This is a genomic window from Streptomyces beijiangensis, from assembly GCF_017315755.1.
In the GTDB taxonomy this organism is placed as follows: Bacteria; Actinomycetota; Actinomycetes; order Streptomycetales; family Streptomycetaceae; genus Streptomyces; species Streptomyces beijiangensis.
The window spans coordinates 125,126-139,878 of record NZ_JAFLRJ010000036.1 but is presented as its reverse complement, the minus strand read 5'-3'; the positions used below and the strand labels follow the sequence as shown (position 1 = coordinate 139,878).

Below are 14,753 nucleotides of genomic sequence, written 5' to 3'. Positions count from 1 at the left end.
CCGTCGTTCCCCGTCCCACGGGAGCGGCGGCGCTGCCGTGCGTAGCCGGTCAGGCCGGTCAGGCCGCCTGCGTCAGCTCACTGTCGCGGCGCACCAGGGCCGCGTACCGCCCGTCCAGGGCGAGGAGTTCCTCGTGCGTACCGCGCTCCGCCGTACGTCCGGCGTCCAGGACGACGATCTGGTCGGCGTCGCGGACGGTCGAGAGGCGGTGAGCGATGGTAATGGTCGTACGGCCGGCGGAGAGCCCGTCGATGGCCTGCTGCACCGCGTGTTCGGTGCGGGTGTCCAGCGCGCTGGTCGCCTCGTCGAGGATCAGCACGGGCGGATCGCGCAGGATCGTACGGGCGATGGCCAGCCGCTGCTTCTCCCCGCCGGAGAAGCGGTATCCGCGCTCGCCGACCAGGGTGTCGTACCCGTCGGGCAGCGAGGCGATGTGGTCGTGGATCTGTGCCGCCCTGGCCGCCTCCTCGAGCTCCTCGTCGGTGGCATCGGGCTTGGCGAACCGCAGGTTGTCGGCGACGGAGGCGTGGAAGAGGTACGTCTCCTGGGAGACGACGCCCACGGTGCGCGCCAGGGTGTCGAAGTCGAGGTCCCGTACGTCGACGCCGTCCAGGGTGACGCGGCCGCCGGTCACGTCGTACAGCCGCGGAACCAGATAGCTGAGCGTCGACTTGCCCGATCCCGTCGGACCGACGATGGCCAGGCTGCCGCCCGCGGGGACGGTGAGGTCGATCGCGTCGAGCGTGGATCCGCTCCGCTCGTCGTAGTGGAACTCGACGTCCTCGAAGCGGACTTCGCCCTTCGCCCGGTCGAACCGGACCGGGTCCGCGCGCTCGGTGATGTCCACCCGCAGGTCCAGATACTCGAAGATCCGCTGGAAGAGGGCGAGGGAAGTCTGTATGTCGACACCGGTCGACAGCAGGCTCACGGCCGGGCGGAGAAGACCCTGCTGGAGCGAGACGAAGGCGACGAGCGTGCCGATGGAGACCGAAGGGCCGCCCGTCTGGAGGGCTATGCCCGCGGCCCAGTAGATGACGGCGGGCATGGCGGCCATGACGATGCCGATGGTCGACATCCGCCAGCGGCCGGCCATGCTGGAGCGCACTTCGAGGCCGACCAGCTTCTCGGACTCCGCGGCGAAGCCCTGGGTGAGGGAATCCGAACGGCCCATCGTGCGGCCGAGCAGGATTCCGCTGACCGACAGCGATTCGGTGACCGTGGCGGCCATGGCCGCCATCTGCTTCTGCCGCTGCGTGGTGATCTTCCTGCGTTCGCGGCCGACCCGGCGGCTGATCCAGACGAACACCGGCAGCAGGAGCAGCGAGACGATCGTGAGCCGCCAGTCGAGCGCGAGCATCGCCACGACCGTGGCGATGACAGCGGTGAGATTGGAGACGAGGGACGTCGCGGTGGAGGTGACCGTCGCCTGCATTCCGCCGATGTCGTTGGCGATGCGGGACTGCACCTCTCCGGTGCGCGTCTTGGTGAAGAAGGCGAGCGGCATCCGCTGCAGCTGGGCATAGACGGCGGTGCGCAGATCGTGCATGACGCGCTGGCCGACCGTCGTCGAGATCAGGGTCTGCAGGACGCCGAAGACGCTGGTGACCACGGCGGTCACGATCATGCCGAGGGCGAGCAGGCTGAGGAGCCCGGTCCGGCCCTGCGGGATCGCGACGTCGAGGATCTCGCGCAGCAGGAACGGGGAGGCGACCGATACCAGCGACGAGGCGCCGACCAGCAGGCCGACGAGCGCCAGGCGGGCTCGGTAGGGATGGAAGAGACGGAGGATGCGCCGCACCTCGGCGGGCGGCTGCGTGCCGTCCCGGGGCGGTGGGGTCCAGTCGGGGCGATCGGGCTTCATGGGCTCCCTCAAGGGTTCGACAGCGAAGATTTTAAGAGCCTAGCTCATTGTTACCTATACTCACAATGAACTAGGTCCTGTTATTGTTCCCGGTATGAGCATTCCCGACGCCGACGGCGTGCTGGCCGAGCAGCTGCTGCGGCTCACCCGCAGACTCCACCGCATCCACAAGCAGCATCTGGAGCCGGCCGGCATCACCCCCGCGCAGGGCCGCCTGCTGCGCACCCTCTCGCACTACGACCGGCCGCCGCGGATGGCCGACATCGCCGAGCGGCTGGAAGTGGTGCCGCGCGCCGTGACCAGCCTGGTGGACGCGCTGGAGGAGTCCGGCAAGGTACGCCGCGCCCCCGATCCGACCAACCGGCGGGTGGTGCGCATCGAGCTCACCGACGAAGGACAGACCACCCTGCGGGCGCTGCGCGACGCGCGCCGCGGGGCCGCAGAGGAGATCCTTGCCCCACTGTCCGCCGATCAGCGCGAGGTGCTCGGCGGCCTGCTGTCCGCTCTGGTCGATGGAGCACCGGAGCGCCGCTGCTGAGGGGACTGTGCGCAGATGCCGCTGCTCGAGCCGAAACCCGGAGCTCTCCGCCCGACGACGAGCGAGGGGCCCTCACCCGACCGGGTCACCGACAGCCGGGCAACCGGCACGCCCGAGCCGCTGCGCCGCGAGCTGTCCGCCCTGCTCGGCCCCGACAAGGTCCTGACCAAGATCTCCGATCTCGTACGGTACGCGTCGGACGCCAGCCCGTACCGCTTCGTCCCCCAGGTCGTCGTGATCGCCGAGACCGTCGCCGACATCTCCGCGATCCTCTCGTACGCCCACACCAAGGGGCGGGAGGTCGTCTTCCGGGCCGCGGGCACCTCGCTCAACGGGCAGGCCCAGGGCGAGGACATCCTCGTCGACGTACGGCGCCACTGGGCGGGCATCGAGGTCCTGGAGGACGGCGCGCGGGCCCGTATCCAGCCGGGCACCACGATCGTGCGGGCCAATGCCACCCTCGCCCGGCACGGCCGCGTCCTGGGCCCGGACCCGGCCAGCGCCATCGCCTGCACGCTCGGCGGGGTCGTCGCCAACAACGCGTCGGGAATGACGGCCGGCACCACCCGCAACTCCTACCGGACGCTCGCCTCCCTGACCTTCGTGCTGCCGAGCGGCACCGTCGTGGACACCGCGTCCCCGACCGCCGACACCGATCTGGCCAGGACCGAACCCGACCTCTGCGCGGACCTGCTCGCCGTCAAGGCCGAGATCGAGGCAGACGCCGAGCTCACGGCCCGTATCCGCGCCAAGTACGAGATCAAGAACACCAACGGCTACCGCCTGGACGCCTACCTCGACGGAGCGACACCCGCCGAGATCCTGCGCGGCCTCATGGTCGGCTCCGAGGGCACCTTCGGCTTCATCTCGGAGGTCGTCTTCGACACCCTCCCGCTCAACCGCCTGGTCTCCACCGCGCTGCTCTTCTTCCCCTCCCTGCCCGCCGCGGCCGCTGCCGTGCCCCTCTTCAACGAGGCCGGCGCCATCGCGGTGGAGCTGATGGACGGCAACACCCTGCGCGCCTCGGTGAGCGTGGAGGGAGTGCCCGCCGACTGGGCCGGACTGCCCAAGGAGACCACCGCGCTCCTGGTGGAGTTCCGGGCGCCAGACGAAGAGGGGCGCCAGGGTTACGAACAGGCGGCGGCACGTACGGTCACCGGGCTCGAACTGGTCGCCCCCGTCGCCTCGGTGACCAATGAGTTCACCCGTGATGCCAAGACCATCGCCGGGTACTGGAAGGCCCGCAAGGCCTTCGTCACGGCGGTCGGCGGCGCCCGCCCCTCCGGTACGACGCTGATCACGGAGGACTTCGCCGTACCTCCGTCGAAGCTCGCCGATGCGTGCACGGCCCTGATCGAGCTCCAGACCAGGCACGGTTTCGACGCCGCCGTGGCCGGTCACGCGGCCCACGGAAACCTGCACTTCCTGCTGGCCTTCGACGCCGCGGACCCTGAGGACGTGGAGCGCTACGGCGCCTTCATGGAGGACTTCTGCCGCCTCACCGTCGAGCGCTTCGACGGCTCGCTCAAGGCCGAGCACGCCACCGGCCGCAACATCGCGCCGTTCCTGGAGCTCGAATGGGGCCCCAGGGCAACGGAGTTGATGTGGCGTACGAAGCAGATCATCGACCCCGCCGGGATCCTCGCCCCCCGTATCGTCCTCGACCGCGACCCCAGGGCCCATCTGCGCGGCCTCAAGACCATCCCCAGGGTCGAGCTGGTCGCCGACCCCTGCATCGAGTGCGGATTCTGCGAACCGACCTGCCCCAGCCACGACTTGACCACCTCGCCGCGCCAGCGGATCGTGCTGCGCCGCGAGATGATGCGCCAGCCGGGCGGCTCGCCGGTCGAGGAGAGCCTGCTCCAGTCGTACGGTTACGACGCAGTCGACACCTGCGCCGGCGACTCCACCTGCAAACTCGCCTGCCCCGTCGGCATCGACACGGGCGCGATGATGAAGGACTTCCGCCACCGGCGGCACACCCCGCGCGAGGAGCGGATCGCCGCCCTGGCCGCCAAGAACTTCAAGACGGTCGAGAAGTCGGCGCGCCTGGCCGTGGCGGCCGCGGACCGGATCAGCGACCGGCTCCTGGAGTCCGTGACCGGCCTCGTCCGCAAGGCGGTACGCCCCGACCTGGTCCCTGAGTGGCTGCCCGAGATCCCGGGCGCCGCGGCCCGCACACTCCCCCGCACCCCCCGCGCGGGCGCCACCGCCGTCTACTACCCGGCCTGCGTCAACCGCATCTTCGGCGAACCCGACGGCCACCGCGGCCCCTCCCTCCCCCAGGCCGTCGTCCTGCTCGCGGAGCGCGCCGGAAAGCCGGTGTGGATCCCGGAGGACGTCACGGGCACGTGCTGCGCGACGATCTGGCACTCCAAGGGGTACGACGAGGGCAACATCGTCATGGCCAACCGGATCGTCGAGGCCGCCTGGGGCTGGACCGGCGGGGGGAAACTCCCCCTGATCGTGGACGCCTCGTCCTGCACGCTGGGCATCGCCCACGAGGTCGTCCCGTACCTCAGCGACGACAACCGTGCGCTCCACCGGGAGCTGCGGATCGTCGACTCGATCGTCTGGGCCGCGGACCAGCTGCTCCCCGAGCTGACGGTGGTCCGCAAGGCGCGCTCCGCCGTCCTCCACCCCACCTGTTCCATGCAACACCTCGGCGACGAGGGCCAGTTGAAGGCCGTCGCCGAGGCCTGCGCGGAGGAGGTCGTCGTCCCGGACGACGCCGGCTGCTGCGCCTTCGCGGGCGACCGCGGCATGCTCCACAAGGAGCTCACCGCATCGGCGACGGCGAAGGAGGCCGCCGAGGTCACCGCCAGGGACTTCGAGGTGCATCTCTCGGCGAACCGGATGTGCGAGGTGGGCATGGACCATGCGACGGGCCGCAGCTATTTCTCCGTACTGCTGGAGCTGGAGCGTGCGACCCGTCCGGGACCCGACTACCTGCGGCGGAGCTGATCCGCAGACCAATTACCGGACAATTCAAGAGAGTTGAGTCCAAGGGTTCGTAAACAAGAGTCCAAATCTTCCCCTTGCGCAACAGCAGCCTCAGCCACCAGGGTCCTGACGGGATCACAGAACAGCCGCGCACCGTCAGCACTCTTGGAGGCTCGATGAACGAGGCAGAAGTTCAGGATCACGGGAGCGAGGAGAGCCGGGAGGAAGGCCGCGACGGCGGCATCAGCCGTCGGTCGGCACTGACCGCTGGAGCGGTGGGAGCCGCCGGACTCGGACTCGGACTCGGCGCGCTCGGCACGGGCGCCGCGGCCGCCGAGGAGAGCACCTCGGCCCACGTACCGAAGCGCCAGGGCAGCACCATGGTCGGCGTGCCGTTCGAGCGCCGCTCCACCGTCCGCGTCGGCATCATCGGCCTCGGCAACCGGGGCGGCAGCGTCATCGACCTCTATCTCGCCGTCCCCGGCGTACAGGTCGTCGCCGTCTGCGACCCGGTGAGGACGAAGGCCGAGCAGGCCTCCGCCAAGGTCGTCGCCGCAGGTCGGCCCGCACCCGCTGTCTACGCCAACGGCGAGCACGACTACGAGAATCTCTACCGGCGCGGCGACATCGATTTCGTCCATGTGGCCACCCCCTGGGACGTCCACTTCGACATGGCGAAAGCCGCCCTCCTCAACGGCAAGCACGTCGGCGTGGAGTGCCCGATCGCGCTCAGGCTCGACCAGCTGTGGGAGCTGGTCGACCTCTCGGAACGCACCAGACGGCACTGCATGCAGCTGGAGAACTGCTGTTACGGCAGGAACGAGATGCGCGTCCTGCGCATGGCGCACGCCGGGCTCTTCGGCGATCTGCTGCACGGCGCGGGCGCGTACAACCACGATCTGCGCGGCCTGATGTTCTCGCCGACGTACTACGAAGGCCCCTGGCGGCGCCTGTGGCACACCCGGCTGCGCGGCGACCTCTACCCCAACCACGGCTTCGGCCCGGTCGCCAACTACATGGACATCAACCGCGGTGACCGCGCCGTGTCCATCACCAGCGTCGGCTCGCCCTCGCTCGGGCTCGCCGAGTACCGGGCGGCCAACATGCCCGCAGGCGACCCGAGCTGGAAGGAAACCTACATCGAGAGCGACCGGACGATCAGTCTCGTCCAGACGGCGAAGGGCCGGGTGATCCGCCTGGAGCACGATGTCTCGACGCCCCACCCGTACAGCCGGATCAACAGCCTGGGCGGCACCAAGGGCGTCTTCGAGGACTACCCGGAGCGGATCTACATCGAGCCGGACCACAAGAACGACTCCTGGGGCGACTTCTCGAAGTACGCCGAGTGGGACCACTGGCTGTGGAAGGAACACGCCAATCCGCCCGGCGGGCACGGCGGCATGGACTACATGCTCGTCTTCCGGCTGATGCAGTGCATCCAGCTCGGTCTCGTCCCCGATTTCGATGTGTACGACGCTGCGACCTGGACCTCGCCCGTACCGCTGAGCCATCTGTCGATCAAGGGCAAGGGGCAGCCGCAGCAGATACCGGACTTCACCCGCGGCGAGTGGAAGAAGGCCCGTTCCGGGATGGACTCCACGAGGCCATCGGTGTAGCAGCGGGGCAGGCCCGGCCGGACGTCCGTGGCTCATTCCAGGTCGGAGAGCGGAAAATCGATTGCCCCGGGGACCGCACAGGCGCGAACCTTGCACGGTTTGCGCCAACCATCAATCCCTGGGACGTCATGCAGATTCGCGATCTTCCGTATTCAGATCCTGGCGATCCGGACGTCCGGTCGGGCCCTCGTTTTCTCTACTGGCTCGGCCGCAACCAACTGCGCGGACAGCTCAAGTCCCTCGCCTGGGGCCTGCTCCACCAGTGCGGCATCGCCGGCTTTCCGTTCGGCGTCGGCATGGCCGTACAGGCCGTGATCGACCGCTCGGGCGTCCGGCTGATCATCTCCGGCGGGCTGATCCTGCTGTTCGGCGCGGTGACCGCGATCGGCGACACCATGCTGCACCGCACCGCCGTCACCAACTGGATCACCGCCGCGGCACGCGTCCAGCAGCTGCTGGCCCGCAAGACCGCCCAGCTGGGCTCCGCGCTGACCCGGCGGGTCGCCGCGGGCGAGGTCGTGGCGGTCTCCACCGGCGACGTCGAGAAGATCGGCTGGTTCGTCGAGGCGCTGTCGCGCTTCGCCGCCGCCGCGACCGCACTGGTGCTGATCTGCGTCGGCCTGGCCTTCTACCTGCCGTCGCTCGGGGTGCTGGTGGCGATCGCCATGCCCGTACTGGCCCTGGCCGTACTGCCGCTGCTCCCCCGCGCCACCCAGCGCGCCGACATCCAGCGCGAGAAGGCCGGCAAGGCCACCGAGCTGGCCTCGGACACCGTCGCGGGCCTGCGCGTCCTGCGCGGCATCGGCGGCGAGGAGCTCTTCCTCGACCGCTACCGCCGCGCCTCGCAGGAGGTCCGCAAGGCCGCCGTACGCAGTGCGCGCATGTGGTCGCTGATCTCGGCGATCCAGGTGCTGCTGCCGGGTCTGCTGCTGATCGGGCTGGTCTGTTACGGGGCGAAGCTCGCCTCCGAGGGCCGTATCTCGGTCGGCCAGCTGGTCACCGTGTACAGCGCGGTGACGCTGATGCTCTTCCCTCTGCGGCACTTCGAGGAGATCGCCATGGCGTACTCCTTCTCCCGGCCTTCGGCCAAGCGCGCGGCCAGGGTGCTGTCGCTGGAGCGGACGTCGTACGAGAACGAGGGCACCGCCTCCGGCAGCCCGGCCGGGGATCTCTACGACCCGGCCACCGGACTGCTCGCCCCGGCCGGCCGGTTCACCGCCGTCGTGTGCGGCGACCCGGACGCGGCGGGGGCCCTCGCGGAACAGCTCGGCGGGCATGCCGAGTCCGCGTCCGAGGAGAAGGCGCCGTCCGTGCTGCTCGGCGGGATCGCCCTCGACGACCTGGAGCTCGACGCGGCCCGCCGGGCCGTCCTCGTACAGGACAAGGATCCGGTGCTGCTCTCGGGCACGCTGCGAGAGCTCCTCGACGTCCCCTCGTCCGGCGAGGTGAGCGCCGAGGACGCGCTCGCCGCCGCCCAGTGCGGCGACGTACTGAACGCACTCGCACAGGCGTCCGTCGACGACAGCGACGACCCGATGCGGACCAGGATCACCGAGCGCGGACGGTCGCTCTCCGGCGGACAGCGGCAGCGGCTCGCGCTGGCGCGCTCGCTGGTCACCGATCCCGAGGTGCTGGTGCTCGACGAGCCGACGTCGGCCGTCGACTCGCACACCGAGGCGCGCGTCGCCGCCGGCATCAAGCACCTGCGCGCCGGGCGTACGACCGTGGTCTTCGCATCGTCGCCGCTGCTGCTCGACCACGCGGACCGCGTGGTGTTCGTGCACGACGGCACGGTCGCGGCGGTGGGTGTGCACCGCGAACTGGTGCACACCGAGCCGCTGTACCGCGCGGTCGTGACCCGTGAGACAGAAGAAGAAACCCAAGCCTTCGCAGAGATCGAGGAGTCGGCATGATCGGCCTGGCGCCCCCGGCGTACGACCCGGCGGCACCCCAGACGGCCACCACCCTGCCGGTCGGCACGCCCGCGACCGTACGGACCTATGTGGGCGAGCTGATGAAGCGGCATCGCACTGCTTTCGCGATGCTGATCGGGGTCAACGCGGTCGCGGTGATCGCCTCACTGGTCGGCCCCTACCTGCTGGGCTCCCTGGTCGAGGACCTGTCGAACGGGGCGAAGGAACTCCATCTGGAGCGCACCGCCGCCGTGTTCGGCGTCGCGCTCCTCGTCCAGACCCTCTTCACCAGGCTGGTACGGCTGCGTGGCGCGATGCTCGGCGAGGAGATGCTGGCCGACCTGCGCGAGGACTTCCTCGTGCGGTCGGTCGGGCTGCCGCCGGGCGTCCTTGAGCGGGCCGGCACCGGTGACCTGCTCTCCCGTATCACCACGGACATCGACCGGCTCGCCAACGCCATGCGCGAGGCCGTACCGCAGCTCGCCATCGGCGTGGTGTGGGCGGCGCTGCTGATCGGCGCGCTGACGGTGACGGCGCCGCCGCTGGCGCTCGCCGTGCTGATCGCGCTGCCGGTGCTGGTCGTCGGCTGCCGCTGGTACTTCAAGCGGGCGCCCTCCGCGTACCGCTCGGAGGCGGCCGGGTACGCGGCGGTCGCCGCCATGCTCACCGAGACGGTCGACGCGGGCCGCACCGTCGAGGCCCACCGCCTCGGCGCGCGGCGCGTGGCCCTGTCCGACCAGCGGGTGGCCGAGTGGACGGCGTGGGAACGGTACACATTGTGGCTGCGCTCGGTGCTCTTCCCGGTCATCAACATCACGTACGTGACGATCCTCGGCGCTGTGCTGATGCTCGGCGGCTGGTTCGTCCTGGAGGACTGGATCACCGTGGGCCAGCTGACGACGGGAGCGCTGCTCGCACAGATGATGGTCGACCCGGTGGGGCTGATCCTCCGCTGGTACGACGAGCTGCAGGTGGCGCAGGTGTCGCTGGCCAGGCTCGTGGGCGTACGGGAGATCGAACCGGACGCCGGGGACGAGCGGATCGGACCCGACGGGCGCGAAGTCCGCGCCGACGACGTGCACTTCGGGTACCGGGAGGGCGTCGACGTCCTGCACCAGGTGACCCTCGATGTGCCGCCCGGGACGCGGATGGCGCTGGTCGGGCCTTCCGGTGCGGGCAAGTCGACGCTGGGGCGGCTGCTCGCGGGGATCTACGCGCCGCGTACGGGCGAGGTCACGCTGGGCGGCGCGGAGCTGTCCCGGATGCCGGCCGAGCGGGTGCGTGAGCATGTGGCGCTGGTCAACCAGGAGCATCACGTCTTCGTGGGCTCGCTGCGCGACAATCTGCTGCTCGCCCGTACCGGGGCCGGGGACGCCGAACTGTGGGCAGCGCTCGGCGCGGTGGACGCGGACGGCTGGGCGCGGGCCCTGGAGGAGGGACTGGACGCCGAGGTCGGTTCGGGCGGGATCGCCCTCACGCCGGCCCAGGCCCAGCAGATCGCGCTGGCCCGTCTCGTGCTCGCCGATCCGCACACCCTGGTCCTCGACGAGGCCACGTCGCTCCTGGACCCGCGCGCGGCCCGCCACTTGGAGCGGTCGCTGGCGCGGGTCCTCGACGGTCGTACGGTCGTGGCCATCGCGCACCGGCTGCACACCGCACACGACGCGGATGTGATCGCGGTGGTGGAGGAGGGCCGGATCAGCGAACTGGGCAGCCACGACGAACTGGTCGCGGCGGACGGCGCCTATGCGGCGCTGTGGCGGTCCTGGCACGGCTGACCCGGCGCCTCTTCACGAGGCGCCTCCTCACGAGGCCACGCTGTCGGCGGCTTCCGTATCGGCCGCCGACAGGTGCGTGGCACGCAGCGGGCCCCGGGTGAGGATGCAGAGGAACAGGACGGCCATGACGGCGACGCCTGCCCACATGGCCTGCTGCCAGCCGCCGACGAACGATTCCCGGGCGGCACGGGCCAGCGCCTGTGCGTGGGAGCCCGCTCCGTTCGCGGCCTCCAGGGCGTTGGCGACGCCTTCGCGTGCGGTGTCGGCGGCGCCCCGGGGAACGCCGTCGAGCCGGGAGTCGATGGCATTGCGGTAACCGGCGGACAGGAGCGCGCCGAGCAGGGCGACTCCGAGCGCGGTGCCGAACTCCCGGGTGACGTCGTTGAGTGCGGAGGCAACACCCTGGCGCTCACGCGGCAGGGCGCCGGTGATGGCCTCGGTCGACGGCGTCATGGACAGCCCCATCCCGGTCCCCATGGCGAGCATGCCGGGAAGGACGGAGAGGTAGCCGCCGTCGACGGAGACGAAGGTGGCCATGAGGGCCAGACCGGCGCCTGCCAGGAGGATTCCGGTCGCCATCGTGGACCGGCTGCCGATCCGTGCGGCCAGCTTGGGGGCGAGGCCCGAACTCATCATCATGAGCACGGCCATGGGCATGAGGGCCAGGGTGGACAGCAGTCCCGACCAGCCGAGCACGGCCTGGAAGAACGGGAAGAGCACCACGAAGATCCCTGCCTGTACACCGAAGACCACCAGGAGCGTGATCGAACCGCCGGCCAGTCCGCGCTCGCCGAAGAGGCGCACGTCCAGGAGGGCGGCGTCACGGCGGCGCAGTTCCCAGGCCACGAAGCCGACGGCGGCGAAGAGGCCGACGACCAGGCCGAGCAGGGTGGCGGGGGCGGTCCAGCCCCGTTCGGGTCCTTCCTGAAGGACGAAGATGAGGCCGACCACCGCGACGACGGAGGTCAGCGCACCGACGGTGTCGAAGGTGTGCCCTGACTTCTCGCGGGAGTCGGGTACGGACCGCAGGGCCATGCCGAGCGCCACGACGACGAGCACGACGGGCAGGACGAACAGCCACCGCCAGTTCGCCACGTCGACCAGGGCCGCGGAGAGGAACATCCCCAGGACGCCGCCGCCTCCCGCGACACCGGTCCAGATCCCGATCGCCCGTCCGCGCTCTTCCTCCGGGAAGGTCGAGGTGATGACGGCGAGGGTGATGGGCATGATCATTGCCGCGCCCACGCCGCTGAACAGGCGTGCGGCGAGCATGACTTCCGTCGAGGGGGCGAGACCGGCCACCGCACTCGCGACGCCGAAGACGGTCAGTCCTGTGATGAGCATGGGCTTGCGGCCCCGGCGGTCGCCGAGCGCGCCGAGCGGCAGGAGCAGCGCGGCCAGGCTGAGCGTGTAGATGTTGATGATCCAGAGGATCGTGCTCTGCGAGGCGCCGAAGGCGACCGCGAGGTCGGGCTGGGCGACGTTGAGCCCGGACACCGAGGCGATGACGGCCATCAGCGCGATACAGACGGTCACCAGGATCGTGCGGCGCCGGCGCGCGTCGAGGACACCCTCGCCGGTGGCACCGCCGGGGTCGGCGGCGCGGGGCTGTGGAGACTGTTTCGTACGCATGGATTTCTCTCCCAGGGGCGGTGCGTCGTCGGGGGGCTGCGTTCACGACGGTAAACACTCCTTGCGGTGGGGGCATAAGATGTTGCCTATGACGCAAGACAATGGCGAGCTGGACAGCCTGGTACGCAAACGGATCCGGGCCCTGCGGGTGGCCCAGGGCTGGTCCCTGGAGGAACTGGCCGCGCGCGCCAAGGTCAGTCAGTCCACGCTCAGCCGCATCGAGAACGGCCAGCGCCGTCTCGCCCTGGACCAGCTCGCCACTCTCGCCCGCGCCCTGGACACGTCCCTGGACCAGCTCGTCGAGGCCGACACCGACGACGTCGTCATCAGCCCGGTGATCGACGGAACCCATGGGCTCATGCGCTGGCCCATCAAGGCGGACCCCGGCATGAGTGTCGTACGCCAGCGCATGACGAATCCGCCGCCCGACAGCCCCTCACGCATGCGCGCCCATCCGGGCCGCGAATGGCTCGTGGTCCTGTCGGGCACCGCGGTTCTGCTACTGGGCAACCGGCGCATTCGCGTGGAGACGAACCAGGCGGTGGAGTTCCCCACGATGCTGCCGCACGCCATCGGCGCCGAAGGCGGACCCTGCGAGATCATGGGCATCTTCGACCGCGACGCCCGCCGCGGCCACCCGCGCGGCAACGACGTCTGAGCCGGCGGCCGAGCCTGCCCGGCTTGCGCCTGCGGCCGTACATCCGGCCATCGTCTTGCGCATCCCGGGAACCATGGTGCCGCGACAGCAAGATCCTCTTAGCGTGGCCGACATGACCCACGCATCCCCGCACACGGCACACGAGGGCGCGCACCCCGCTGCCCAGCACACCCCTGACGACTCCGAAGGCCATGCGGAGATCCTCGATCTGGACGCGGAAGTGCTCGCCGAGCACACCGCGTCCATCACCGCATGGCTGCCCGTGGAGAAGGACCCGCGCCACATCGTGGACCTGGGCTGCGGAACCGGGACCGGCACCTTCGCCCTGCTCACGCGGTTCCCCGGAGCCGAGGTGACCGCGGTCGACACGTCGGCCGGCCATCTCCGGCGCCTGCGGGAGCGCGCCGAGGCACTCGGTGCCGGTGACCGGGTGCGCACGGTACAGGCCGATCTCGACGCGGACTGGCCCGAGCTCGGCCGGCCCGACCTGGTGTGGGCGTCGGCGTCGATGCACCACATGGCCGACCCCGGCCGCGCGCTGCGCAAGGTCCACGATCTGCTCGCGCCCGGCGGACTGTTCGCCGTCGTCGAGCTGGCCGGCTTCCCGCGCTTCCTGCCCGGCGACGCGCCGGAGGAGCGGCCCGGCATCGAGGAGCGCTGCCACGCCGCCCTCGCGCACCACGCCGCCGAGCGTGTGCCGCACCGCGGAGCCGACTGGGGGCCCATGCTGGCGGCCGCCGGGTTCGGCGTCGAGGGCGAGCGCACCATCACGGTGAACGTCGAAGGCTCCCGCAGCGACGCGGTCGGCCACTACGCGCTCAGCAGCCTGAAGCGCCTGCGGGACAGCGCCGCCCACGAGCTGTCCGCCGAGGACCTGACCGCCCTGGATCAGCTGCTCGACACCGACAGCCCCCGGAGCATCCTGCGCCGCGGCGACCTGGCGGTCCGTACCGAACGCACCGTGTGGGCCGCACGCCGCGTCTGACCCGGGCAGGAACTCAGATGTAGCCCAGCGCCGCGGCGCAGCCCACCCCGCCCGCCACCATGAACACCGGCATCAGCACCTTCAGCTCCACCCAGCTGCCGGCCCGGAACCGCATCAGCTTCGGCGGCCCGATCGGGTACCAGCGCCTGCGGCCGATCGGGATCGGCCACAGGATCGGGCACCCCGACACCGTCAGCGCGTCCCCGATGTCGTGCACCAGCGCGCCGAGCACGATCGGCAGGCCCAGCCACATGTACGCCTGGCCCGGCTCCGTGAACAGCCAGTCCGCGCCGTTCCCCGGCTTGTCCAGGACCCCCGCGAGGATCCACGCACCGGCGGCGGCGAGCAACCACACCAGGACGTCGCTGCTGGTCCCGCGTGCCGCCCGCCAGAGCAGGCCTTCGATCGCGAGGACCAGGTGGACGAAGAGGATGCCGAGCACCGCCCACCTGCCGCCGAAGATTGCCACGGCCGAGATGCCGGCCCCGAGCAGCACCGCCCACACCCAGGTGTGGGTCAGGGTCCGGTGGCCACCGTTCCTGCGCGGGTCGCCCTTGGCGCGGGTCGCTTTGTAGACGCCGGAGGAGATCTTGTCGACGATCTCGCAGAGCACCCAGGAGACCGGCCCGAAGGCCCGCGAGATGGTCGCGGACTTGTGGTCCAGGTCGGGCGCCAGGGCCGCGCCCGCACAGATCAGTGCTCCGACCACGAGCACCGGCCATGGCATCGGATGGCCCTTGGCCGCCGCGGCGGCCCCCACCCCCAGCCAGGCTGCCGCTCCTGACAGAGAGTGTGCCGGTCCCATCATGGTCGTTCCCGCCCCATTGCT

The 14,753-nt window shown here is 70.7% G+C and carries 10 protein-coding genes; 7 read left to right on the top strand and 3 right to left on the bottom strand.

Annotated elements, in window-relative coordinates; genetic code table 11:
• Positions 1-58: 58 nt before the first annotated feature.
• Positions 59-1,861: an ABC transporter ATP-binding protein gene (locus tag J0695_RS05010; RefSeq protein WP_206960533.1), complete on the bottom strand. Its 1,803-nt coding sequence runs from the start codon at positions 1,859-1,861 to the stop codon at positions 59-61.
• A 94-nt stretch (positions 1,862-1,955) separates the two neighbouring features.
• On the opposite strand from J0695_RS05010, the gene J0695_RS05005 reads away from it, so the two are divergent.
• The 5 genes from J0695_RS05005 to J0695_RS04985 all read left to right on the top strand — a co-directional run bounded on the left by J0695_RS05005 (position 1,956) and on the right by J0695_RS04985 (position 10,649).
• Entirely contained in the window at positions 1,956-2,399 is a 444-nt protein-coding gene (locus J0695_RS05005; RefSeq protein ID WP_206960532.1) for a MarR family winged helix-turn-helix transcriptional regulator, read from the top strand.
• A gap of 15 nt (positions 2,400-2,414) precedes the next feature.
• Positions 2,415-5,363 (top strand): FAD-binding and (Fe-S)-binding domain-containing protein, encoded by a 2,949-nt coding sequence (locus tag J0695_RS05000; protein ID WP_206960531.1) that lies wholly within the window; start codon positions 2,415-2,417, stop codon positions 5,361-5,363.
• 155 nt (positions 5,364-5,518) lie between these two features.
• Positions 5,519-6,958: a Gfo/Idh/MocA family protein gene (locus J0695_RS04995; protein ID WP_206960530.1), complete on the top strand. Its 1,440-nt coding sequence runs from the start codon at positions 5,519-5,521 to the stop codon at positions 6,956-6,958.
• Between the two features lie 128 nt (positions 6,959-7,086).
• The gene (locus J0695_RS04990; protein WP_206960528.1) at positions 7,087-8,871 is read left to right on the top strand and encodes an ABC transporter transmembrane domain-containing protein; all 1,785 of its coding nucleotides are present in this window, start codon (positions 7,087-7,089) and stop codon (positions 8,869-8,871) included.
• On the top strand, positions 8,868-10,649 hold the full coding sequence (locus tag J0695_RS04985) for an ABC transporter ATP-binding protein (RefSeq protein ID WP_206960526.1): 1,782 nt from the start codon (positions 8,868-8,870) through the stop codon (positions 10,647-10,649). Before J0695_RS04990 ends, J0695_RS04985 begins: the two co-directional genes overlap by 4 nt.
• Positions 10,650-10,676: 27 nt before the next feature.
• On the opposite strand, the gene J0695_RS04980 is transcribed toward J0695_RS04985, so the two are convergent.
• Positions 10,677-12,281 carry an MFS transporter gene (locus J0695_RS04980; RefSeq protein ID WP_206960524.1) on the bottom strand — a complete coding sequence of 535 codons (1,605 nt, stop codon included), beginning with the start codon at positions 12,279-12,281 and terminating at the stop codon, positions 10,677-10,679.
• Between the two features lie 88 nt (positions 12,282-12,369).
• Here J0695_RS04980 and J0695_RS04975 point away from each other — a divergent pair, with 88 nt between their 5' ends.
• A complete protein-coding gene (locus J0695_RS04975; protein WP_206960522.1) occupies positions 12,370-12,939 on the top strand; it encodes an XRE family transcriptional regulator in 570 nt (189 codons plus the stop codon).
• Positions 12,940-13,051: 112 nt separating this feature from the next.
• Entirely contained in the window at positions 13,052-13,924 is an 873-nt protein-coding gene (locus tag J0695_RS04970) for a class I SAM-dependent methyltransferase (protein WP_206960520.1), read from the top strand.
• Positions 13,925-13,937: 13 nt separating this feature from the next.
• On the opposite strand, the gene J0695_RS04965 is transcribed toward J0695_RS04970, so the two are convergent.
• A complete protein-coding gene (locus J0695_RS04965) occupies positions 13,938-14,732 on the bottom strand; it encodes a metal-dependent hydrolase (protein WP_206960518.1) in 795 nt (264 codons plus the stop codon).
• Positions 14,733-14,753 lie beyond the last annotated feature (21 nt).